The 22383-nt window shown below is 43.5% G+C and carries 22 protein-coding genes and 1 pseudogene; 15 read left to right on the top strand and 8 right to left on the bottom strand.

Translation table 11 applies throughout. The annotated features are described in order from the left end of the window. Positions 1-66: 66 nt before the first annotated feature. From BCV39_RS15905 to BCV39_RS15880, 6 genes are all read right to left on the bottom strand, one after another. The gene (locus tag BCV39_RS15905; RefSeq protein ID WP_102433398.1) at positions 67-1011 is read right to left on the bottom strand and encodes an ADP-ribosylglycohydrolase family protein; all 945 of its coding nucleotides are present in this window, start codon (positions 1009-1011) and stop codon (positions 67-69) included. A gap of 192 nt (positions 1012-1203) precedes the next feature. Then, positions 1204-2130 (bottom strand): amino acid ABC transporter permease, encoded by a 927-nt coding sequence (locus tag BCV39_RS15900; protein WP_048660028.1) that lies wholly within the window; start codon positions 2128-2130, stop codon positions 1204-1206. A 177-nt stretch (positions 2131-2307) separates the two neighbouring features. Continuing rightward, the gene (locus BCV39_RS15895; protein ID WP_017093706.1) at positions 2308-3117 is read right to left on the bottom strand and encodes a transporter substrate-binding domain-containing protein; all 810 of its coding nucleotides are present in this window, start codon (positions 3115-3117) and stop codon (positions 2308-2310) included. A gap of 12 nt (positions 3118-3129) precedes the next feature. Continuing rightward, complete coding sequence (locus tag BCV39_RS15890; protein WP_102433397.1) at positions 3130-3927, bottom strand: amino acid ABC transporter permease; 798 nt, start codon at positions 3925-3927, stop codon at positions 3130-3132. Then, positions 3927-4673 carry an amino acid ABC transporter ATP-binding protein gene (locus tag BCV39_RS15885; protein ID WP_048662590.1) on the bottom strand — a complete coding sequence of 249 codons (747 nt, stop codon included), beginning with the start codon at positions 4671-4673 and terminating at the stop codon, positions 3927-3929. The genes BCV39_RS15890 and BCV39_RS15885 overlap by 1 nt, the downstream gene beginning before the upstream one ends. 234 nt (positions 4674-4907) lie before the next feature. After that, positions 4908-6056, bottom strand: coding sequence for an iron-containing alcohol dehydrogenase (locus tag BCV39_RS15880; RefSeq protein ID WP_055318922.1), 1149 nt, complete (start codon positions 6054-6056; stop codon positions 4908-4910). Positions 6057-6249: 193 nt separating this feature from the next. On the opposite strand from BCV39_RS15880, the gene BCV39_RS15875 reads away from it, so the two are divergent. The 12 genes and pseudogenes from BCV39_RS15875 to BCV39_RS15830 all read left to right on the top strand — a co-directional run bounded on the left by BCV39_RS15875 (position 6250) and on the right by BCV39_RS15830 (position 14057). Further along, complete coding sequence (locus tag BCV39_RS15875; RefSeq protein WP_102433396.1) at positions 6250-7134, top strand: AraC family transcriptional regulator; 885 nt, start codon at positions 6250-6252, stop codon at positions 7132-7134. A 633-nt stretch (positions 7135-7767) separates the two neighbouring features. Continuing rightward, the gene (locus tag BCV39_RS15870) at positions 7768-9015 is read left to right on the top strand and encodes a RidA family protein (protein ID WP_102433395.1); all 1248 of its coding nucleotides are present in this window, start codon (positions 7768-7770) and stop codon (positions 9013-9015) included. 62 nt (positions 9016-9077) lie between these two features. After that, positions 9078-9200 (top strand): annotated as a pseudogene (locus BCV39_RS23500) (AraC family transcriptional regulator); the annotation flags it as partial. Between the two features lie 140 nt (positions 9201-9340). Then, positions 9341-9691 carry a hypothetical protein gene (locus BCV39_RS15865; RefSeq protein WP_048660034.1) on the top strand — a complete coding sequence of 117 codons (351 nt, stop codon included), beginning with the start codon at positions 9341-9343 and terminating at the stop codon, positions 9689-9691. Positions 9692-9710: 19 nt separating this feature from the next. Then, complete coding sequence (locus tag BCV39_RS15860; RefSeq protein WP_048660035.1) at positions 9711-10175, top strand: GNAT family N-acetyltransferase; 465 nt, start codon at positions 9711-9713, stop codon at positions 10173-10175. A gap of 115 nt (positions 10176-10290) precedes the next feature. After that, positions 10291-10944 carry a DJ-1/PfpI family protein gene (locus BCV39_RS15855; protein ID WP_102433478.1) on the top strand — a complete coding sequence of 218 codons (654 nt, stop codon included), beginning with the start codon at positions 10291-10293 and terminating at the stop codon, positions 10942-10944. Between the two features lie 56 nt (positions 10945-11000). Next, the gene (locus tag BCV39_RS15850; RefSeq protein WP_102433479.1) at positions 11001-11357 is read left to right on the top strand and encodes a hypothetical protein; all 357 of its coding nucleotides are present in this window, start codon (positions 11001-11003) and stop codon (positions 11355-11357) included. Positions 11358-11450: 93 nt separating this feature from the next. Then, positions 11451-11600, top strand: coding sequence for a hypothetical protein (locus BCV39_RS23190; RefSeq protein ID WP_162929982.1), 150 nt, complete (start codon positions 11451-11453; stop codon positions 11598-11600). 113 nt (positions 11601-11713) lie between these two features. After that, a complete protein-coding gene (locus tag BCV39_RS15845; protein ID WP_102433480.1) occupies positions 11714-12196 on the top strand; it encodes an acyltransferase in 483 nt (160 codons plus the stop codon). A gap of 52 nt (positions 12197-12248) precedes the next feature. Further along, positions 12249-12767: a GNAT family N-acetyltransferase gene (locus BCV39_RS15840; RefSeq protein WP_102433481.1), complete on the top strand. Its 519-nt coding sequence runs from the start codon at positions 12249-12251 to the stop codon at positions 12765-12767. A gap of 44 nt (positions 12768-12811) precedes the next feature. Continuing rightward, positions 12812-13096, top strand: a complete 285-nt coding sequence (locus BCV39_RS15835; RefSeq protein WP_017108087.1) for a YciI family protein — start codon at positions 12812-12814, stop codon at positions 13094-13096. Between the two features lie 208 nt (positions 13097-13304). Continuing rightward, entirely contained in the window at positions 13305-14057 is a 753-nt protein-coding gene (locus tag BCV39_RS15830) for an alpha/beta hydrolase (RefSeq protein ID WP_065104713.1), read from the top strand. Positions 14058-14225: 168 nt separating this feature from the next. Here BCV39_RS15830 and BCV39_RS15825 read toward each other — a convergent pair whose 3' ends face one another. Beyond that, positions 14226-14672 carry a DUF417 family protein gene (locus BCV39_RS15825; protein ID WP_017108085.1) on the bottom strand — a complete coding sequence of 149 codons (447 nt, stop codon included), beginning with the start codon at positions 14670-14672 and terminating at the stop codon, positions 14226-14228. Positions 14673-14922: 250 nt separating this feature from the next. On the opposite strand from BCV39_RS15825, the gene BCV39_RS15820 reads away from it, so the two are divergent. Next, complete coding sequence (locus BCV39_RS15820; RefSeq protein ID WP_048660042.1) at positions 14923-15285, top strand: RidA family protein; 363 nt, start codon at positions 14923-14925, stop codon at positions 15283-15285. Between the two features lie 128 nt (positions 15286-15413). Here BCV39_RS15820 and BCV39_RS15815 read toward each other — a convergent pair whose 3' ends face one another. After that, positions 15414-17000, bottom strand: a complete 1587-nt coding sequence (locus BCV39_RS15815; protein ID WP_029405430.1) for a BCCT family transporter — start codon at positions 16998-17000, stop codon at positions 15414-15416. 451 nt (positions 17001-17451) lie between these two features. On the opposite strand from BCV39_RS15815, the gene BCV39_RS15805 reads away from it, so the two are divergent. Continuing rightward, complete coding sequence (locus BCV39_RS15805; RefSeq protein WP_102433482.1) at positions 17452-20619, top strand: glycosyl hydrolase family 18 protein; 3168 nt, start codon at positions 17452-17454, stop codon at positions 20617-20619. Between the two features lie 275 nt (positions 20620-20894). After that, complete coding sequence (locus BCV39_RS15800) at positions 20895-22358, top strand: sensor domain-containing diguanylate cyclase (protein WP_102433483.1); 1464 nt, start codon at positions 20895-20897, stop codon at positions 22356-22358. Positions 22359-22383: the final 25 nt, after the last annotated feature.

The raw sequence follows: 22383 nt of genomic DNA, 5'->3' as shown, positions 1-22383 counted from the left end.
GAACGACAGTCTCCGACCTAGAAGTGTGCTTGTCTTATGTCAGACTTTAGTTCGTTATTGTGGGAATCACTCAATCGGCAAAGACAAAACACCACCATTGAGTTCGACTTGGTTTAGCCATTCTGTTGGAATCGCTCCGTCTTCTTCATAGAAGCAAGCCGCTAATACCGCGCCAATCACGATCGCACGACCGCAGCTATCACCGCCACATAAGATGTTATCTCGAATAGCTTGTTTAAAGCTCTGAGCACCCGCAATGATGCGAATCAACAGTGGAAACGCGGCACTCAATTCACAATGCAATCCGAACTTCTTCGCGGCATCTGTTATTGAAAGCTCAGGTTCAGTCAATGCTTCATCGATTTGATCATGTATAAATCTGCTGCAAGTTTGTCGCACTATTTCTACCGACTGTAGTGGTGAATTACCTTGTATCGCAGCTTGAATCAACAGGGTGATGGCTTGCGCCCATTCCACGGCTTTGTCGTTGTTGTTGGTCACTCGTACCGCGTTCTCTACCATCGCTGGTAAGGTATGAGAGGTATAAGTACACGCCACTAATGGAATGATCTTTGACACTGCGGGGAGCTGCGTGTCGTCTGCGCCACAAGCTGTAATTGGGGCGTTCTCTAGTTCTAATTGATGGATGTTCAGCAAGCTCATACGAGTGGCTTTATCAATGTAACCTCGCCAACTGCCACCAAAATCAAACCAGAAGCGGAAGTGTTTGATGTAACTCGCTTCATCGTATTCTTTATTATCGACTAAGCTGTCGACCATCGCCAAGAGCTGAGCACCGTATTGCGATTGTTCACCTGCGGTTTTACCTTGGTGCGCAAAGTTGCCCTTGTCTTGGTAATCGAACTGATTCGGTGAGCGAAACTCTGGCTCAAAACCCGCTACGTGTAAGATTCTCTCTTGGTCATACAGCCAGTGCAGCCCCATTGAAGCGGCGTCGCCAACCAAGGCGCCAACAACAGCGTAAAAAGCTCTTTCTTTATGATTGTCCATGTTGAGTGATGTCCTTGAGAAGAATCAACGCAGTTCGATACTTTAAGTATAGTGATTAGGCGAGTATTTTGCTGTGTTTCTAAGAAGAAATATGAAGAGATAAATCCTGATTAGTCAATAGCTTAAACCAATCAGGTGAAATTGATAAGGGCAATGAATAGTCGGGCGAGTCGATACTTTTGATTAATGGTGTTACTGATGGTTAAGGTAGGCGCTAGAACGCTGCTCAATCACTTTGAATAGACGCGAAAGTGCAAAGCACAAAGTAAAATATACGAAGCCAACAATCAGCCAGATCTCGAAGATCAAACCGGAAGAGTTGGCCATCTCAGTACCAACAAAAGTCATCTCTTGGATGGAAATTAGAGACACAATCGACGTGTCTTTAACCAAAGATATTGCTTGGCCAGCCAATGGTGGGGTGATGGCAGTCAATACTTGTGGGCCAACCACAAATCGATACTTAGACAATGCAGACAAGCCAAGTGAATCGGCGGCTTCCCATTGGCCTTTAGGAATACCTTCTAAACCCGCTCGAATCACTTCCGCAATATAAGCCGAAGAGAGCAAACCAATACAAATAACACCAGATGCTAAGTTTTCCCAAAGGTTAGCTGGGCCGAATAGGAAACCTTGAACAGCGTTAATCTCGCCATTATGTTCACGTAAGATACTTTCTAAACCAAGTAATGGAATCAGTTGGTTAGAAACGAAGAAATAGAAGATGAAGACAAACACCAGTGGCGGAATATTTCGAACCAACTGGATAAAAATCAGTGCAGGCGTTCTGAAGAAAGCGATTTTGGAGTGCCTTGCGACGCCAAGTAATGTGCCAAAAGAGAGTGCTAACACCATGCTCCAGACACTCAAGCGCAGTGTGGCGATCAAGCCTTGGAAAAAGTACGGGACGTTACCTTCGGATGGCGGAATAAAAATCAGGGTAAACGCATCTTCCCAGCGCCACTGGTAGTTAATACCAACAGCAGAGCGATAATAAAGCCAGCCTGCAAACACACAAATGACAGCGAGTAACACACCATCTAAAAGAGTAAGGCGTTGATACCAAGGCTTCATATGAACGTTGGGCTTAGGTGTTGTTAATGCGCTAGTACTACTCACGTCATTCCTGTTTAAACATTAATTATTATTGGGTTGTTGCTTGGATCTAAAACGAATCAAATAAAGCTACTTAAAAAGGCTACTTAAATCGTCGATGAGAAGGCAGTGCAAACAGTGCACTGCCTTGATTCAGATTCGACAGATTAGCTCATATTAAAAAGTGAGCTCAACTTCAGATTACTGACCTTGAGCAATTTGATCTTGCCAATCCAGAGTAGAGAACCAGTACTCGTAACGCTCTTTCAACCAACCGTCTTCAGTACGTGCTTTGATCCATTCGTTGAAGAATTCTGCCTTGTCAGTTTCACCTAGGCGAACTGCAAATGCTTCGTTACCTTTGGATAGACGCTCTTCAAATGGAATAAATAGCGTATCTGCGTTTTTAATCGCTTCGTGTTCTGGTTTCGGGCTAGACGCGATAACTGCGTGCGCGTTGCCGTTTAACACTTCTTGGAATGCTTGAGCATCGTCATCGAACTGTAGAACTTTCGCTTTAGGGAAGGTTTCACGAGCCACTTGAACGGTGAACGCACCACGACGAGCGGCAATTTTCACGCGGCGAGAATCAAAATCAGAGATTTGAGTAAAACCTTCCGCTAGCTCTTTATTAGCAGCCAGTTGAACACCAGAGTGCGAGTATGGTTCAGTGAACAGTACGCTTTTAGCTCGCGCTTCAGTAATAGACATACCGCCGATGATCACATCAAACTTCTTCGATAATAGAGAAGGGATAATGCCGTCCCATGCCGTAGGTACAAATTCGACTTTCCAACCTGAATCTTCGGCAAGGCGTTTCGCCACGTCGATTTCAAAGCCAACAAGATCGCCTTGTTTGTTACGCATTGCCCAAGGAACAAATGTCGACATACCAACGCGCAGTGAGCCACGTTCGTTGATTTTATCGAGGTTAGGCGTTTCAGAAGCAAGTGCAGGCAAACTTACGGCAAGCGCAAGTAGGGCTGTAATCGCGGTTTTAAATAGCTTCATGCTGATAAATCCTTATTGTGTTCGCCAGTTAGCTCCGAGCTTATGCTCAAGCCAAGCAGCAACGGAAGAAAGTGAAAGTGTAAGAGCAAGATAAATGATCGCCACAGAGAACCAAATCTCGAATGGCATCGCGGTTTCAGAAACGATGTTTCTGGCTTCGGTTGTCAGGTCGAAAATAGCCATGACACTCACAATCGAAGAGTTTTTAATAAGAGAGATCACTTCATTGGTCAAAGGTGGCAAGGTGCGTTGCACCACTTGAGGAAGAATCACATCCCAGTAAGTATAGGTCTTTGATAAGCCCAAGGATTGAGCTGCTTCAAATTGTCCTCTCGCAATACCATTTAAACCGGCACGAAATATCTCGGCGGTGTAAGCACCTTGGAAAAGTGCCAAGGCTAAAACGGCAGTGCTAAAGCGATCCAGCCCTAATACGGGGCCAAATACAAAATAGAGCAAATAAATTTGTACCAATAACGGCGTATTACGAATCAACTCAACATAGCTGGTGGCTAAGGTGCGTCCGACTACAGAGTTTGAGTTTCTCAATAGCGCTGTCGTTAAACCAATGATCAACGTAGCGACCAAAGAAATCAAAGAGATATTGATGGTAACCAGTAGCCCTTCAACCAGCTCTGCTGGCCACCATTCACCATCTTCATAGAAAGCAATATAGTCCGGCACGCGCTCCCACTGCCAGCTGTATCCCATGGTTTGTGCGCCAGAATCGAGGATCCAGACAACCGCAGCCACGAGCACAATAATTTGTACCAAAGCGGATAGGGCGGGTTTAATAATTCGAAGCAACATCAATAAGTCAGGATCTGATTTAGGAACGCTTGAGTACGTTCATGTTGCGGGTTTTCAAAGAGCGCTTGTGGCGTATTCGATTCCACAATTTGTCCTTCATCCATGAAGATAACACGGTCGGCCACTTGTTTCGCAAAGCCCATTTCATGGGTCACACACACCATGGTGATACCTTCACTCGCCAGTTCAACCATTACATCGAGCACTTCGTTGATCATCTCCGGATCAAGCGCTGAAGTTGGTTCGTCGAACAAGAGTAATTCCGGCTTCATACATAGAGAACGGGCGATAGCCACGCGTTGTTGCTGACCGCCAGAGAGTTGCACTGGGTATTTGTTGGCTTGTTCTGCGATGTGTACACGCTCAAGATAGTGCATTGCAAGCTTCTCGGCTTCGTGTTTACTTTTTTTAAGCGTACGAATTGGGGACAAAGTTAAGTTCTCAAGCACAGTAAGATGGGGGAATAAATGAAAGTGCTGAAACACCATCCCAACTTGGCCTGGGGTGTTGAATTTGCTCGGAAGTGCTTGATCTAACACAGAAAGCTCGCCACTCTCGAAAGGTTCTAGCTGATTGATACAACGGATCAAGGTTGATTTACCCGAACCTGACGGCCCGCAAATCACCACTATCTCTCCTTGTTCAATATTTAAATCGATATCCTTTAGGGCATGAAAATCACCATACCACTTGTTAAGTGACTTAAACTTAACCATTTCCTTGAGATTGTTCAAATCGTTGTTCATACCTAGTAAAGAGACAGGTTTACCTTAACAATATAGAAATATGATTGCACATAAAATTAGGGACTTATGAGAATTTAATAGCATCTTGTAGGGCAAATAAAAAGCAGCGCCTGATTTGGACGCTGCTTGAGGATATACGCAAGGGCAAAGAATTTGGTTCAGTTTCACGGCATAAATTTTTAGATTATGACGATTTTCCTTAGAACCTTGTTTTCCTTGCTCTAATTTTGAACGCTATTGAATCGCAGACTCTAGAATTTCACGAGTCTTCTCTGGCGTGATTGCTTGGTTTTCGCCAAGTTGCAGGTAGCCATGTGATTCAAGTTGAGCGACAACATTGTCGATCGCTGTTTCTTTGTTTGTTTCGTAGCCGTCGAACATAGTTGCAACGTCTAGGCTGTGGTAGAACGCTTCGATTGCCGCGATTGTGCGCTCGGCTAAATCAGCACCCGCTTCTAGGCCAAATACGTTACGACCCATTTGCTCAAGCTTGCAACGCTTCGCTTCGATTTGGTTACGAAGTAGTGAAGGTTGAACAATCGCAAGTGAGCGTGCGTGGTCTACGTGCCATAGTGCTGTGAACTCGTGGCCAATCATGTGTGTTGCCCAATCTTGAGGAACACCCGTACCAATTAGGCCGTTAAGCGCTTGGTTTGCTGTCCACATTAGGTTGGCACGCCATGCGTCGTTGTCACGCTCGTCGTATTGCTTACCCAGTACAAGTAGGTTTTTCAGCAGAGTTTCTGCGTAGCCGTCTTGAACCATCGCGTCTGTTGGCATTGTGATGTATTGCTCACATACGTGTACCCAAGCATCAACCAGACCATTCACTAATTGGCGCTCTGGTAGAGACTTCATTACATCTGGGTCCATTACTGCAAACTTAGGCTGTACCGCAGGGTTCATGAATGCCAATTTTTCTTGAGTTGCTTTACGAGTGATTACTGCACCCATGTTAGATTCAGACCCTGTAGCAGGAAGCGTCAGCACTGCGCCGATTGGCGTTGCTTCTGTTACTTGGTGTTTGCCCGCTAGGATGTCCCAACCGTCACCGTCGTATTTAGCCGCTGCAGCAACATACTTAGAACCATCGATTACCGAACCACCGCCAACAGCGATAATGAATTCTACGTTTTCTTCTTTAACAAGAGCGACGGCTTTATCTAGCGTCTCTTTGGTTGGGTTTGCTTCAACACCAGAAAACTCAATCCAAGCGTGATCTTTAAGAGATGCGACTACTTGGTCGTAAACACCATTGCTTTTGATTGAGCCGCCACCGTAGATGACAAGTACTTTCTTCGAAGTATCAACCGCTTGGCTGATAGCGTTGATTTGGCCTTGACCGAAGTGGATGACTGTAGGGTTAACATAAGTAAATTGCATTGTAGGTTCCTTGTGTAAAGCTAGATTTTTTATTCTGATGTGTTGCTCAATTTCTATATTTGCATATTAGTACAGGAATTTAGGGTGGTGAAGGCCAGTTTCTCCAAATTAATTGCCTATTTCTACAAACTTGTTATTCTTTTTGGGCTTTTGTGCAAATACACTCCGCACCTTGAATGGAATATCGCCAGTTATGAATACACTCGCTCAGTTAATGCAGTCTTACGTTGAACACAAAGGTTGGGATGATCTTGAAGGGATCAGAGAAACAGAAATTGACGGCGTGTGGTTATATAGAAGCAGCGGTGGCAATCAGCGTCAGCCTTTTACTTACCAATCTGGCATCATAATGCTCGGGCAAGGAAAAAAGAACATCTATATTGGCGAACGCCCAGTAACTTACGCAGCAGGTGATTACCTTGTAGTAGGTGTGCCAATGCCGTTGGAGTGTGAGGCCTTGCCTGTTAATGGCGAACCATTGCTTGGTTTATCTATCAACATTGACTCTCAACGTTTGCACAGCTTGGTAAAAAAGTTAGAAGACCAAGGCTTTCTTGAGAGTTACTGCAATAAGCACAAACAGAATTCTAGCGGCTTAGAATCCACGCCGATGGAAGAGCAAATGCTAGAAAGTTTTACTCGATTGGTGAAAATGCTGCATTGCGACATCGAAGCCAACATATTGGGTGATGCCATGGTCAGCGAAATTGTCTACCGTGCCTTAACCGGTTCAGAAGGGCGAGTGCTGTTTGATTTGGCCCATCATGACGGCCATTACGCACGTGTCGCTAAAGCACTATCTAAAGTGCATGAAGAGTATGACCAAACTATTACTGTTCAATCGCTTGCCGACGAAGCCAACATGAGTGTGTCTGCTTTCCATAATGCTTTTCGTAACGTCACTTTTGAATCACCACTGCAATACTTGAAGAAGGTTAGGCTCAACAAAGCCAAAGAACTGATCCAGTTAGAAGGCCTACGAATCAGCGATGCTGCACGCCGGGTCGGCTACTCTAGCCCATCCCAATTCAGCCGCGAGTTTAAGCGCCACTTCAATACCACCCCTAGAGCTGTTTAGTTCTTCTTTCAAAAAAGCCATGTCCCAAAAGCTATGGCGTCGATAATTCGTCTGACGCCATCTTCATTTCAGAAAACAGCACTTCTTAGTATCACAACCACCTTTCTCACCCAGTTACCCTAAACATCTCGCTTGTTTAATTATATGAGTAAATGTATCTAATCATGGGCTTTGTCAGATTATTGGCATTTGAGTATCGAACATATTATTAACGTACTTGTATAAAATAGACTTTTTAAAATAATTAGTTAAATTGCTTAAGAGTTTATGCAGGATATTTTAGTGGTAGTTCAATGGTTCTGATAATAAGGCTGTTTTATTGTGAACAACCTATCAAACTGCATTTAAATTTCGTAATTTACGTATCACACTACTTGAGAGAGTATTCAAGATTATTGAATAGTTTAAAAATTAAAGATAATTTATCAGTTGATAAAGCCAAATGTGACGGATATTTAGTCGTGTGATGACTAATTATTCTATAACTTGCTGATTTATAGTCAACTGAGAGTCTGATGGATATCACATTTACCCTAAAATAATTCACTTAACATGGCGCTACTTTAATCATTCTTTCCAATACGATTGTTCAATATAAATACGTATTCCTATATTATTAAAAGGATAATTCCGATGAGTAGCGATATCATTAAAATTTCAAGAAATACTGAAAATGCACCAATTAATTCTGTATCTACACAAACGGTCGCTTTTTCTCATTATAATAACTTTTCAGCTCAATTACCTGTTGACCCTAAAACAGGTGAAGTCGTAATCGGTAATATTAAAGACCAAGCAGCACAATGCTTAAATAATATTAAAGCCATTGTTGAAAGCATCGACCATGTTATGGATGATGTCGTAAAGATTAATATTTTCGTTAAGAATATTTCTGATATCGAAGCTATCGATGAAGTTTACAAAAGCTTCTTCAACAATAGTCTTCCTACACGTACAGTTGTGGGCGTAGCTGCGCTACCGAATAGCGACGCTTTAGTTCAAATGGATGCGCTGATTTCAAACGGCGAAGGCACTAAACCACAAGCACCTTGCGCGCTGGTAAAGGTATCAAGAAATACAGATAACGCTCCGCATAGTGTTGTCTCTACGCAAACAGCGGCTTTTTCTCACTACAACAACCTTTCAGCTCAATTGCCTATCGATGTAAATACAGGTGAGTTGGTTTCAGGTGGTATCACAGAACAAACGACACAATGTTTAGCAAACATTAAAACGATTCTAGAGAGCATCGGTCATGTCATGAATGACGTGGTTAAAACTACTATTTACCTTAAAAATATTGAAGATGCAGAAAAGGTAAATGAAGTTTGCGCTAAGTTCTTCCCAAGTTATGTTCCAGCGCGAACGGTTGTTAATGCCGCTGAACTACCAATGGGCGCTTTAATTCAAATTGATACATCCGTTTCACATGGCGACGGTACACCGCCACAACTGCCAGAAGACACTCGCTTACTGGTTATCGAAGCTAATAATACGGTTGATGCGCCATTTATGGCTTATTCGCACACAGTCGCTTTCTCTCACTACAATCATATTTCAGGTCAACTGCCTGTAGATCCGAAAACCAATGAAGTGGTTGCTGGTGGTATAAAAGAGCAAACTGAACAATGTCTTAAGAATATTAAGGCGATCATTGAAAGTGTTGACCACAGCATGGACGATACGGTGAAAATTAATATTCAGCTTAAAGATGTTTCAGATATTGATGCGGTGAACGAAATCTACACTACGTTCTTTAATGCTGATTTACCGGCAAGAACGGTGGTTGGGGTTTCAGAGATTCCTATGAACGCTTTAATTCAAATTGATGCCGTCGTTTCTAACTGCGAAGGTACACCTCCACAAGACATTGTTGCTTAAACATCGTTACACACATCGATAACAGCGTTGAAATTTCGGCTCTAGTTCCTAACTTGGAATTAGAGCTGATTCAGTTTGAAGGCCTGCGATTAAGCGACAGTGTATACCGAATCAATGACTCTAATTCATCACAAGTTGGGCGCGAATGTAAGCGCCACCTCAATACATCCCCACGAGCGGTGTAATGCTTCCTATCAGCAATAAAGGTTGTTAAACATGCGGCACTTCATATAGTGCAATCTTGCGCATAATTTTTGATTGACCGAGAAATCTAAATTTTATAAATACCTGTTATTGAGGTACTAAGATTCTGGAGGAGGTTCATTTGCTCGATTTGTTAAAGAAAGTGGTGCTTATCAATTTGATGGCTGCAATGGTCGTTTATGTGCTGTCGCAGTTTTTTCCTTTCTTTGCTTCTACTCGACTCGTCGACTTCTTATTTTTTGTCGTTATTGTCATTTGGATATTGGCAAAACTTCTGTGGGAGGGAGGCGTTCATAGCAAAACAACGCGCTTAGATGATCCTATTACAGACAAAGTCTACAAAATGGTCGACGGGCACGATTTTGCTAAAGACCAACAAGAACACTATCGAATGAATTATCAAACGGGCTTAGTGTTATTCATTGCTGGCTTACCGGCGTTTATTGCGTGCTTTGTTCTGCAATTCTTTTAAGTACGGGTAAGAGGCAGTAATGGAAGAATATTTAGAGCTGGACTTGATGACATTAGAGTCAATTTCAAAAGAAGCGGGCTTTCCAATAGATAGAGATGTGTATTTAGCATCGCGCACTCAATCAATGGAACAAGGACTGCTTGTCGAATATCGGCGACAGAATAAGCTAATTGGCTACACAACGTTGAGTGATTTAGGGGATGGAAAGTGGTTTGTCCCTATGTTTGTGGTACACCCAGACTATAGAAGTAAAGCCGCTTTTCTTGCTTTATTTCGTGGCATTGTAAATATACTGAAAGAGCGCGATTCAAGGGTATTAGTAAGCAATGTTTTACGCCTAAATGAACTGTCGGTGCAGTTTCATAAGCGATTAGGGTTTGAAATAACACGTGAGAATCACTTAGGTTATGAATTTACACTAGCGTTGACTCCTGAAGTAAAAAGAAAATGGGCTAACTTCGTCGCTGTTACCTTGGGGTCATAAATAATTGTGGATCGAGTTTGACCTCAAGTGTGTGGTGGTTAATATCACCTTTCTATCAAACGCATCACTATTAACGCTTCTTATCTTTCGAGAGTAATCAGCAAGGGCATGAATTATGTACAAAGTCGGAATCGTATTATTTGATGACTTCACCGATGTAGACTTCTTCTTGATGTATGACTTACTAGGAAGAACGACAGACTCTTGGGAGGTTAAGGTTCTCGGAACCAAGCTCGAGCATCGCTCACATTTGGGTATGACCGTGAAAACCGATGGTCATTTGAGTGAAGTTGCGCAGCAAGACGTTGTGCTGATCACAAGTGGTTATCGTGGTATTCCGGCTGCATTGAGAGAACCAGAGTTCATGAACTCATTACCGTTGGATCCGAGCGAGCAGCTAATCGGGTCGATTTGCGCTGGATCTTTTGTGTTGCACGAACTCGGTTTACTTAAAGGCAAGAGGCTAACAACAAATCCGCATGCAAAACCAACATTAGAAGCGATGGGTGGAGATGTTCAAGATCTACCTCTAGTCATCGAAGGCAACATTGCTACAGCTGGTGGGTGCCTTTCTCTGGTCTACTTAATTGGTTGGGTGGCCGAGCGGTTATTTGATTCTAACAAACGTAGGGCGATACAAAATCAGCTCATCCCTGCAGGGCAGCTAGAGCTCTTCGAAGAGCTTATCTCTAGAACCATCCAGTCTGCAGAGGCTGATAACTTACACAACAAGTCATTCAAAGCTGAGCTTACAGACGCGGTGAGTTAAATCATCGTCATGGTATTTTTACAAAAAGCGTTTAACGAGAGAAAGAAAACCAGTTTATGCAATTTCGAATTATTTTACTGTTGTGCCTAGCCCTGATGGGTTGTTCATCCAAACCAGAGTTAGCTCCTGACCCAACAACTGTCACTCTTTTTTATGGTAATACGTCGATCTCTGCGGGTGTTTTAGAAGATAAAACATTTAGTTCAGTGCTCGCGGATAGGGTTGAAAGCGTGACGTTTTCGGGTTCAATACGTAAGCAAGACTCTGGCTATTTCGTCGATATGTTAGTGATTCGAGAAAAGAAAGAGCCACGCTCAACTCGACAATTAAATACTTCGCTTCTTATGAAGCCCGGAGAGTTGGTGGATGTTGGCGGTGTGAATAACGATGTCTTCAGAGTCATTATTGAGTAGCAAGACAAACATGCCGATTAATTTGAATTTTCACTTTACCTCAACCTAACTTCAAGTCTTAAGCTTCTTTTACTCATTGAAAAGGAGCTTATTATGCAAAATAACTATGTAAAAGAACTTGCTGTCAAAACTTACCAAGAAGACCTTCAGAAAGAGTACGTAAAATCTAAAGCTCGCCCATTTCATGCCCCAAGTTTTATCGGAGGCATACTGTTGTCAGTCGTGTTGGTTGGCTTGTTTTAACTTATGCAGAATCTTTGATCCACTGCCAACTCTCAATACATCTATTTGATGCACTTTAATGCATAAGACACAATCGCTTAGGTTGAATTATGACGCCAATGTCGAGAGGAAGTATGGCAAGTCCTAGAGTTTTAAAGGCGCAGATTACTGATATTACGTGTGGCGAAAATGTCACTATCATCGAACCAAGCAACGTTTATGGCTGTGAGTTTAAAGATGATGTGTTCGTTGGCCCTTTTGTTGAGATTCAAAAGAACTCGGTTATCGGTGACAGAAGTAAGATTCAGTCTCATACCTTTATTTGTGAGTATGTGACGATCGGAAGTGACTGCTTTGTTGGGCACGGGGTGATGTTCGCGAATGACTTGTTTAAAGATGGCAAGCCAGATCCAAACCCAGACAGTTGGGGACGAACTGTTATAGCAAATAACGTTACCATCGGTTCCAATGCGACAGTGTTGTCTGTCAGCATTTGCGAAGGGGTGGTAATCGGCGCGGGCAGTGTGGTGACCAAAGACATCACCGAGAAAGGTATCTATGCAGGTAACCCTGCTAAGAAGTTAAGAGACTTACCTTATATTCAGAAGACAAGCTGAGATGTATGAATCGTAAGGTGCGGCTTTTTAGATAAGCATCAGAGTATTGATTATGGATATATTTTTACACTTACTTCACCCAAGCGATGTCAGTAATTTATTGGAGTTTGAAGTCGAAAATAGAGAATGGTTTGAGCAATTTGTTCCAGCTAGAGAAGACCGTTTTTATTCAAATGCGGGTGTTGCCGAGCAAGTTATAAGCTTTCTAAAAGAATATGACAATGGCGATATGATTCCTATGTTGATCAAAGACGCTAATGGCACTATTTGTGGGCGAATCAACGTTCGTGATATCGACCAGAACACTGAAACTGGAGAACTAGGTTATCGAGTAGGTCACGCATTTGGTTCTAAAGGTATTGCGTCCAACGCGGTGAGGAAGGTACTTATCTACTTGGCCGAGCACTCTTCCCTTAAATATGTTGATGCCTATGCGCTAGTGGGTAATGTAGGGTCAAATAAAATCCTATCCAATACAGGATTTGATTTAGTTGAGCGCGTTGAAAGTTACGCCGTGTTCAAAGGGAAGGCTCAAGATGCTTATTATTATCGCAAAGTGTTATCTATGTAACTGAATACTCTCAATACTAACCTCTTTTACAGTAAGGAAATATTATGTTTATTGTTTCTCTCGAATACCAAGTGCCTTTGAAGGAAGTCGATCGTTTCATTCCAGAACATGTTGAGTTTTTAAACAAGCAGTATGAACTCGGGCACTTTCAGTTGTCGGGTCGTAAGAGCCCTCGAACTGGTGGTGTTATTTTGTCTACGCTTAGTAACAGGGAACAGTTAGACATGATTTTGACCGAGGATCCTTTTCATCGAGAGAATATCGCTAAATATGAAGTCATCGAAATGTTGCCGACGAAGGCGTCTCAAGAGTTTGAGTTTTTGTTATAGGGTGCATTTATTCTACGAAGTTAATTGGTATTTTAACTTGTTATTTTAATTGAACTTTATAATCTGAACTCTCGCCACTGGCAGCTTGAGAAGTGAACTTGTATGAGTAATACTAGCCGCAAATTTGGCAGGGCAGTTTTGAAGATTCGAGGCATAATTTCTCTTGTCTTAATGGCGGCATTACTTATGTGTATGAGTTCGAGGTGATATGAAGTATTTAATAGGTGTTTGCTTAGGTGCCTTATCTCTGTCTGCGACAGCGCAGTCAATGGTCATTGTTGATTCAACAAGAGACCGCTCTATACCTCTAGAGGTTGTTTTACCGCAGGATTCTGATAGTTGTACAACGACAGAACAGTGTGGCGTGGCTTTTATTAGTGCCGGTAATCGAGTGCCATTCACCAAATATAGTTTTGTTGGAGAAATGCTGAACGATAGGGGTTACATGACCATTTATGTCGATCACGAACTACCAAATGATCCTCCTTTATCGAAGACTGGTGACTTGTATAAAACACGAATTGAAAATTGGACGCGAGGGGCACAAACTCTCAACGTACTTCAACATGAGCTAGCGAGTCGTTTCCCTGTTTATGATTTTGACAAGTTAACCTTAGTCGGGCATTCGAACGGTGGCGATATTTCTACATGGTTGAGTAACGAAAATAAAAGTTATGTTTCTCAGCTAATTACGCTCGACCATAAACGAGTCACTTTACCTAAAAGCGAAAGTATCCGAGTGCTTTCCATTCGAGCAACGGAATACCCTACCAAAGAGGGTGTACTGCCAACTGAATCAGAGCAGAAGCAATATGGTAGTTGTGTTGTTGAGATTCCAGACTCTAAACATATGGATTTAAGCGATTATGGTTCTAATCTCGCGAAGCAAAGTACGAATGACATTATTATTGGCTTTTTGGATGGCTTAGCGTGCGAAGAGTTGAGAGTAAAAGTTGAGTAGAAACATCTAAACCATTAGGGCGTGATATCTGTATTCGGAATAGACGACCGAGCTAATCGATTATCGCCTCATATATTAGAAGCTGGCAGCGTCCTTCTAGCCAGCTTCGAGTCTTTTTATTTCAAGGTTTAAGGTTACTTCTAGTTACGGCCACTTATAGGTTTACGGTTACTTCTGAGGTTTGTTACGTTCGATTACGCTAATCGCGATAGCCAAAAACAGGATATCTTTCACTAGGAAGAAATTAGTGACTAAGATGCCATCCGATACTTTCCAAGCGTTTGGCGTTGTAATTAGGAAGCTGAGTGTCACAACAAAGATAGCCGCTGCAGCAATGCCTGAATAGAAAGCAACTGTCGGTTTCTTAAATCCAACGATCAGTCCAATCGCGACAATGATCTCCGCGCCACCTACCATGTTAGACACCGCTTGTACTGAGAACAGATTGTAAAGCCAGTTCATTGCAGGATGATTTGCGATTAGCGGTTCAATGAGCATCGCTTCGGTTGGCGTAAACTTGTAAATACCAATCCAAGCGAGCACTAATGCTACGCCAATCACACCAAGGTTATATCCCACATTACTCTGTTTTAAATCATAGGTTTGAACATGCATAAAAGTACTCCATTTAATAAAATCCCTGAATATGACCGCACTAGTGCAAAATTAATTTCGCTGTGAGAACAATACTTAATCTTTTTTAGCGAGCGCAGGTTCGAGCCCTGACAAATCGAGTCGTAAGATGCTTGGTAACAAAGGGGAGGTTTTAGGTGGGAAGAGGAGCTTTCTAATTTTTGTTTTCAATATTAGGAATTTGGATTAGATTACGCTGACGTAAATCCTAATTATAAGAAGAGAATCGCACGTGAAAATCCATAGAATTAACCCGACCAAGCGTTGGTCAGATGTAACCGTATTTAATGGCATCGCAAGCTTTGTTGAAGTACCAGAGACGGATACATCGGCAGGAATTAAGAGCCAGGTTCAGCAAATTTTTGATCAAGCTGAAGAAATGATGAGCTTGGTCGACAGCGATAAATCTCGCGTATTGTCGGTGACAATTTACCTAACAAATTTCGCGAACTTCGATGCACTGAACGAAGTGTGGGATTCATGGTTCCCTGAAGGTAGCGCACCAAGCCGAGCGTGTGTAAAAGCTGAACTGGCAAACCCAGAGCTATTGGTTGAGATGTCGTTTATGGTTGCTGCGGGTGAAAAGTTTCAATAAGCCGAACTATCGGTAGAAATAAGCTTCGTCAATACAAGTAACGAACAGATAAAACAAAGCCACTCAGGTGAATCACTTGAGTGGCTTTTTCGTTTTAAAGGCTAACCGAGACTAAATCGGATTAGGAATTAAGCGATGCCTTGATCTCTTGCCATCTGCTTCGCGATCTTCGGTGCGTGCCATAAACACGGCAGCAAGATAAACGATACAGGAACGGCTGTGATCACAATAAATGACTGTAGAGCAGAGATGCCGCCAGAGCCCATCGAGATAAGTGCAATAGCTACGGCACCCATGATGATACCCCAGAAGGTACGTACTGCTGCATTCGGCTCTGTTGTGCCCGTCATTACTACACTGATTGTGTAAGTCATTGAGTCACCTGTCGTCACGATAAACGTGGTCGTCAGGATAAGGAACAGAATCGCAATCAGAGTAGGGAACGGCAGTTGCGCAGTAATTGCTAGAAGAACTGCTGGAAGGTTGAACCCTTCGAACGCGCTAGAAATCACACCTGGGTTCTCTAATTCAAACGCTAAACCACTACCACCAACGATGCTGAACCAGAAACACGTTACAAGCGGTGCAACGATGCTGATAGATACGATCATTTGGCGAATAGTGCGGCCACGAGAGATGCGAGCAATGAAGATAGCCATCATTGGACCGTAACCTAAGAACCACCCCCAGAAGAACACAGTCCAGCCACCTAGCCATGCTGTATCTTGGCGGTAAAGCGCCATTGGGATGAAGTTATCAATCATTTCACCCATGCCTTGTAGGTAACCGTCAACGATGAAGCTTGTTGGGCCTACTAGAAGGATGTAGCCGATTAGACACACAGACAAGATGATGTTGTAACGGCTAACCAGTTGGATGCCTTTGTTCACGCCACTTAATGCAGACAATGTGTACATAGCGATAGCAAAGATAATAACGACACTTTGAGTTGCAAAGCTGTCTGAAATACCAAACAGTTCGCTCAATGCGTAGCTGATTTGTAGACCAAGGAAACCGATAGGGCCGATAGTACCTGCGGCTACTGCAACAATGCTGCATGCGTCTACTACGTTACCCACCCAGCTGTTGATTGCCTTGTCGCCAAGTAGAGGGTAAAGAAGAGTGCGAGGTTTAAGAGGAAGGCCTTTGTCGTAATGCAGATGCATTAACACGATAGAAGACAAGCCACCTAAGATTGCCCATGCAAGGAAACCCCAATGCATGAAAGATTGTGATAGAGCGTTAAACGCCATCGCTTGTGGATCAGCGTTGCCATAAAGTGGCGGAGCCGAAACAAAGTGAGCAATAGGCTCTGCAGCTGCCCAGAACACACCGCCGCCAGCTAGCAGCGTACATAGGACGATAGACATCCATTTGAAGGTGGTCATTTCAGGTAGGGCAAGCGTTCCTAAGCGAACGTGGCCGGTGCGACCTAGTGCAAGCACTAAACCGATAATGAAGTTGAGAAGTAGTAGGACTTGCCAGAAAGCACCGAACCACTTAGTTGAGTAACTGAAGCCGATGTTAACAAGTTCGGACAACACGGAGGTGTTGGTAAAAGCGAGGATGACAAAGAGGGTTAAAAAACTGCCACTAAGCCAAAAGACTGGGTTTCCGAGTTCCAGTTTTTCACCCAGAGATTGAGCTTTATTGAAATCGATAGAAGTAGATTCTGCGTTGATGTTTTCGTTGGCGACTTGCGTCAAGTTGGACATTATTTCTTCGCTATATTTGGCTCTTTCAAGCCTATGTATTTCTCCCACACTTGCATGGAAATGTGAGGTTCGTCAAAAAAGCCGCCGATACTAACACATTTGTTATCAAAAAGTGGGCGAATTCCCAAAAGAATCCCAAATCGCCTTTAAATCACTACTTTTTGGCTAGTTTTGATACGGATTTTTTTCTCGAATCCAAATCACATTTCCGATTTTTGAGATATTATTTTTTAGCTTTCCGAAATAAATTAATATTAGTTGTTGGTGCAAAATAAGTGTCGACTCATTGCATGCTATAAACAAATTAATGCGAGTCATTTTATAAATACTGAATATTTTAGGTGTTTAATTGGCGCTGTTACCTACAGTTGTTTTGCGAAGAGATTTAAGTGGTGAGGAAAATGCCATTTAGATTAAACATCTTGAAACAACAACTTAAGGGATAGCTAACATGCACCTAAACCAAGGAAGAGTGGCCAAGAAGGTTTTTACACTCAGTACTCTAACCGCGTCATGCTTAATGGCGTTCAACAGTTATGCGGCTGTTGATTGTTCAACGTTAGAAACGTGGGACTCAGCCACGGTATACACCGGTGGTGATCAGGTTTCACATGACGGCAGCGCGTACTCAGCGAATTACTGGAATCAAAACAACAACCCGAGCCAATTTGAAGGTGATTACGCACAGTGGAAAAAACTGGATGTGTGTAGTGGCAATGGAGGCGGCGGTACACCAAATGAAGCGCCAACCGCTTCGTTAACAGCGCCAACGGCATCCGATGTGATTGTTGAAGGTGATAATGTGGTACTTAGCGCAACAGCACTCGACTCTGATGGCAGTGTTGCTTCGGTAGAATTCTTTGTCGATGGTTCGTCGGTTGCAGTAGTGACAGCGGCACCATTTGAGGCGGCTTGGGCTGCAACGTCTGGCAACCATCAAGTTTCAGTTGTTGCAACGGATAATGAAGGCGCAGCAAGTGTTGCAAGTGTGGTTTCTGTTTCTGTTGATTCAGCACAACCAGGTAATGAAGCGCCAACAGTTTCAGTTGCCCTTTCAGCGACATCTGTTGATGTTGGTGGTGTAGTTACACTAACTGCAATGGCAGCAGACAGCGATGGTACGGTTGATAAGGTTGATTTCTACGTAGCGGGTGCTCTTGTGGGTACAGCTGCAACAAGCCCATACACGCTAGATTACACAACCACTCAAGCTGGCTCTCTAGCGGTCTACGCGAAAGCGACAGACAACCAAGGCGCAACGACTGATTCAGCACTGGCTTCTTTGACAGTTAACGGCGCTCCAACGGTGAGCACTTGTCGTCCTGATGGCTTGTATCAAACGCAAGGTGTCGATGTTCCTTACTGTACAATTTACGATGATGAAGGCCGTGAGAAAATGGGCGCGGATCACCCTCGTCGTGTGATTGGTTACTTCACCAGCTGGCGTGCAGGAGACGACCCGCAAGCGGCTTATCTGGTTAATGATATTCCTTGGGAACAACTCACACATATTAACTACGCGTTTGTGAGCATCGGTTCAGATGGCAAAGTGAACGTTGGTGACGTAAACGATCCAAATAATGCTGCTGTAGGTAAAGAGTGGCCGGGTGTAGAAGTAGACCCTGCATTAGGATTCAAAGGTCACTTTGGTGCGCTGGCAACCGCGAAGAAAAAACATGGTGTTAAAACGCTAATCTCAATTGGTGGTTGGGCTGAAACGGGCGGTCACTTCGCGACTGACGGAAGCCGAGTTGCTGATGGTGGCTTCTATACTATGACGACCAATGCTGATGGATCTATCAACCATCAAGGCATTGAAACATTCGCGACTTCAGCGGTTGAAATGCTGCGTAAATATCAATTCGATGGCCTAGATATTGATTATGAGTACCCAACGTCAATGGCCGGTGCGGGTAACCCATACGACAAAGACTTCATGGAACCGCGTCGTGAGTACCTATGGGCTTCGTACCAAGTATTGATGAAAGTGCTGCGTGAGAAGCTTGATGTAGCGTCTGCTGAAGATGGCAATCATTACATGTTAACTATCGCGGCTCCTTCTTCTGGGTACCTATTGCGCGGTATGGAAACATTTGATGTCACCAAGTACCTCGATTACGTAAACATCATGTCTTACGACCTTCACGGTGCGTGGAACGATCACGTTGGTCATAACGCTGCATTGTTTGATACAGGTAAAGATTCAGAGTTAGCACAATGGAACGTTTACGGCACTGCGGCTTACGGTGGTATCGGTTATCTGAACACGGATTGGGCTTACCATTACTTCCGCGGTTCTATGCCAGCTGGTCGTATTAACATCGGTGTGCCTTACTACACGCGTGGTTGGCAAGGTGTAACGGGTGGCGAAAATGGTCTTTGGGGCCGAGCTGCGCTACCAAATCAATCTGAATGTGCGGCGGGTACAGGCGAAGGCGAGAAGAATAACTGTGGTCATGGCGCAATTGGTATCGACAACATGTGGCACGATACCGATCCGAAAGGCAACGAAATGGGTGCGGGTTCCAACCCAATGTGGCACGCGAAGAACCTAGAGAAAGGTATTTGGGGTTCTTATGCGGATGCTTACAAGCTTGATCCTGTCAACGATCCAACGGATGTTCTAACGGGTACTTACACGCGTAACTACGACAGCGTGGCGGTTGCACCTTGGTTGTGGAACGCAGAGAAGGGCGTATTCCTCTCTACAGAAGATAAGCAGTCTATCGATGTGAAAGCAGACTACGTTATCGATAAAGAAATCGGCGGCATCATGTTTTGGGAACTAGCAGGGGATTATAACTGTTATGTACTCGATGCGAGCGGCAACCGAACTTCAATCGATACCACTGAACAAGCGTGTAACAGCGGTAACGGTGAGTTCCACATGGGTAACACAATGACGAAAGCTATCTACGATAAGTTTAAGTCTGCAACACCATATGGAAACAAAGTCGCGACGGGCGCTATCCCAACAGAAGCGCTAGATATCACAGTATCGGTTGGTGGCTTCAAAGTCGGTGACCAAAACTACCCAATCAACCCTAAGATCACGTTTACGAACAACACAGGGCAAGCACTTCCGGGCGGAACTGAGTTCCAGTTCGATATCCCAGTATCAGCTCCTGATAACGCGAAAGATCAATCGGGCGGTGGTTTGTCTGTGATTGCTTCGGGTCATACTCGTGCGGATAACATCGGCGGATTAGACGGTACTATGCACCGCGTAGCGTTCACGTTGCCTGCATGGGAAGATCTTCCTGCTGGTGGTGTGTATGAACTAGACATGGTGTATTACTTGCCAATTTCAGGCCCTGCAAACTATGCAGTGAGCGTGAATGGTGTCGATTATGCCTTTAGCTTTGAGCAACCAGACCTACCATTAGGTGATATCAGTTCAGGTGGCGGTAACCCTGGCGATGGTGGCACAAACCCTGGTACATGCGACACTGCAGGTTTGACGGTTTACCCAGATCTACCTCAGAAAGATTGGGCTGGTAATCCAAGCCATGCAAACACGGGTGACCAAGTGGTTCACAACGGCAGTATTTACCAAGCTAACTGGTGGACAAGCTCTGAACCGGGTAGCGACGGTAGCTGGACTCAGGTTTGTTCTTAATCTAACGCTAGATCATGTATTTATAGGTAACGAATGCGAATGATTTTAAGTTTATTTATCAGTATCTTAGTTTGATTTAAATACATAACTGAAGCGTAAAATTAAAACGCCGAACTGAATCCAGCTCGGCGTTTTTGTTATAAGTCACAGATTGCGTATAGAAACCTCTCAAAATATCGACGCCCGTTCAGTAAAAAATAAAAATATGATATAAAACAATCTGTATATAAAAGAAATCACAGCGTTACCTGAAATTATAAATCTATGGGGTAATCTTGAAGGTCAGACGTAAGTACATTCTTAATTTTTCCATTGCGCTCGCCGTCGTGTCGATGATTCTTTCCGCTGTTCAATTTAATCGAACTGAAAGGTCATTATTAGAATCTAACCAACTGTTTTTTCGTACGATTGTGAATGCGAGCTACGATATTGTCGATACCACAGTTAATGAGGCGATAAAGACATATCTTAAAGGAATCACGGATACCGTTGCGTCTCATGTATGGCATGCCACGCCAGAGCAAGAAATTGAACAGGTAAGCCAAATTGCCAGTGAATTGCACATTGGACAATCGGGTTATATTTATTTGATGTCTCCGCAAGGTGTCCACCTCTATCATCCATTCTTACAAGGTAAGAAGCGCGGTCACCTTACTCATATTCAAAAACAGCTCAGTATTGGCTCTGGTATGATCGAATACTTTCACGCCAATCCTCATGAAATAAACCGCCGAGCCAAAGTCGCTTATTCGATGAGGCTTCCGAGTGGCAATACATTGGTCGCGACGACTTATAAAGAAGAATTGATGTATTTGGTCGATCTTGAAGGTTTAAAAGACAAGCTAAGAAAGTACGCGTTCGGTGAGAGCGGATATGTGTACATTGTTGATCTGCAAGGTAACTTAGTGCTTCATCCGGATTATGAACATAAATCATTGAAATCCTTAATAGGCTACTCGTCTGAACTGCTTATTGATCGAGTCGCCACCAAACCCGAAGGTCACTTCAGTTATTCGATTTCTAGTGACAATGGCACGACAAATAAAAACATCTTCTACAAGTTTTACCCTTATCTGAATTGGGTCATTTCTGCAGGTATCTTAGAACAAGAGCTTAATCGAAATCACAGCCTCCTGTTTATTAGTTTGATGGCTTTGGTTGTAAGTTTACTGAGCATTATTATCGTGTTGGTGCTTTACCTGCGGCATCGCCATCTCAAAGTTTTGGATGTTGCGAGTCTTGATTACCTTACAGGGCTTCCTAGCAGACGGAGCTTTATCGAGCACCTAAAACTGAAGATTACTCAAAGTTCACCTTATCCGATAACGAATGTTGGTATCATCTTGCTTGATATTGACCATTTCAAGCGGGTGAATGATCAATATGGTCACGCTCAAGGTGACCGGGTTATCTGTGCGGTCGCAAAATCACTCAAGAGATTTGCTAACCGCCGTCGTTTGATTGCACGATATGGTGGTGAAGAGCTTATTTTAGTGACGTTTGATTGTGATGAACATGAGTTATTTGAACTATCAGAGGCGTTACGGCTATGTGTTGAGCAACTTCAAGGCTTGGTGTCTCCGGTGACAATCAGCGCTGGTTGTTGCCATGCTCCGGCACTGACTGATATTGAAACCGCTATCGATAAAGCCGATAAAGCGCTTTATCAAGCCAAAGAGAGTGGACGCAATAACACTCAAGCGTATCGAGAGAGTGAATATCGCGTTGCTTACATGTGAGTGGTTGAAACCTTCGATGTGAGTG

The organism is Vibrio sp. 10N.286.55.E10 (genome assembly GCF_002872555.1).
GTDB classification, from domain to species: Bacteria; Pseudomonadota; Gammaproteobacteria; order Enterobacterales; family Vibrionaceae; genus Vibrio; species Vibrio crassostreae.
The sequence above is the reverse complement of the archived record's forward strand: the minus strand, read 5'-3'. Positions and strand labels throughout refer to the sequence as shown.

What these genes read in the sequence shown, in the direction of transcription:
- BCV39_RS15905 (WP_102433398.1), bottom strand. Translation starts at nt 1,011, where the DNA reads ATGGACAATCATAAAGAAAGAGCTTTTTACGCTGTTGTTGGCGCCTTG.
- BCV39_RS15895 (WP_017093706.1), bottom strand. Translation starts at nt 3,117, where the DNA reads ATGAAGCTATTTAAAACCGCGATTACAGCCCTACTTGCGCTTGCCGTA.
- BCV39_RS15890 (WP_102433397.1), bottom strand. Translation starts at nt 3,927, where the DNA reads ATGTTGCTTCGAATTATTAAACCCGCCCTATCCGCTTTGGTACAAATT.
- BCV39_RS15885 (WP_048662590.1), bottom strand. Translation starts at nt 4,673, where the DNA reads ATGAACAACGATTTGAACAATCTCAAGGAAATGGTTAAGTTTAAGTCA.
- BCV39_RS15880 (WP_055318922.1), bottom strand. Translation starts at nt 6,056, where the DNA reads ATGCAATTTACTTATGTTAACCCTACAGTCATCCACTTCGGTCAAGGC.
- BCV39_RS15875 (WP_102433396.1), top strand. Translation starts at nt 6,250, where the DNA reads ATGAATACACTCGCTCAGTTAATGCAGTCTTACGTTGAACACAAAGGT.
- BCV39_RS15870 (WP_102433395.1), top strand. Translation starts at nt 7,768, where the DNA reads ATGAGTAGCGATATCATTAAAATTTCAAGAAATACTGAAAATGCACCA.
- BCV39_RS15860 (WP_048660035.1), top strand. Translation starts at nt 9,711, where the DNA reads ATGGAAGAATATTTAGAGCTGGACTTGATGACATTAGAGTCAATTTCA.
- BCV39_RS15855 (WP_102433478.1), top strand. Translation starts at nt 10,291, where the DNA reads ATGTACAAAGTCGGAATCGTATTATTTGATGACTTCACCGATGTAGAC.
- BCV39_RS15850 (WP_102433479.1), top strand. Translation starts at nt 11,001, where the DNA reads ATGCAATTTCGAATTATTTTACTGTTGTGCCTAGCCCTGATGGGTTGT.
- BCV39_RS23190 (WP_162929982.1), top strand. Translation starts at nt 11,451, where the DNA reads ATGCAAAATAACTATGTAAAAGAACTTGCTGTCAAAACTTACCAAGAA.
- BCV39_RS15845 (WP_102433480.1), top strand. Translation starts at nt 11,714, where the DNA reads ATGGCAAGTCCTAGAGTTTTAAAGGCGCAGATTACTGATATTACGTGT.
- BCV39_RS15840 (WP_102433481.1), top strand. Translation starts at nt 12,249, where the DNA reads ATGGATATATTTTTACACTTACTTCACCCAAGCGATGTCAGTAATTTA.
- BCV39_RS15835 (WP_017108087.1), top strand. Translation starts at nt 12,812, where the DNA reads ATGTTTATTGTTTCTCTCGAATACCAAGTGCCTTTGAAGGAAGTCGAT.
- BCV39_RS15830 (WP_065104713.1), top strand. Translation starts at nt 13,305, where the DNA reads ATGAAGTATTTAATAGGTGTTTGCTTAGGTGCCTTATCTCTGTCTGCG.
- BCV39_RS15825 (WP_017108085.1), bottom strand. Translation starts at nt 14,672, where the DNA reads ATGCATGTTCAAACCTATGATTTAAAACAGAGTAATGTGGGATATAAC.
- BCV39_RS15815 (WP_029405430.1), bottom strand. Translation starts at nt 17,000, where the DNA reads ATGTCCAACTTGACGCAAGTCGCCAACGAAAACATCAACGCAGAATCT.
- BCV39_RS15805 (WP_102433482.1), top strand. Translation starts at nt 17,452, where the DNA reads ATGCACCTAAACCAAGGAAGAGTGGCCAAGAAGGTTTTTACACTCAGT.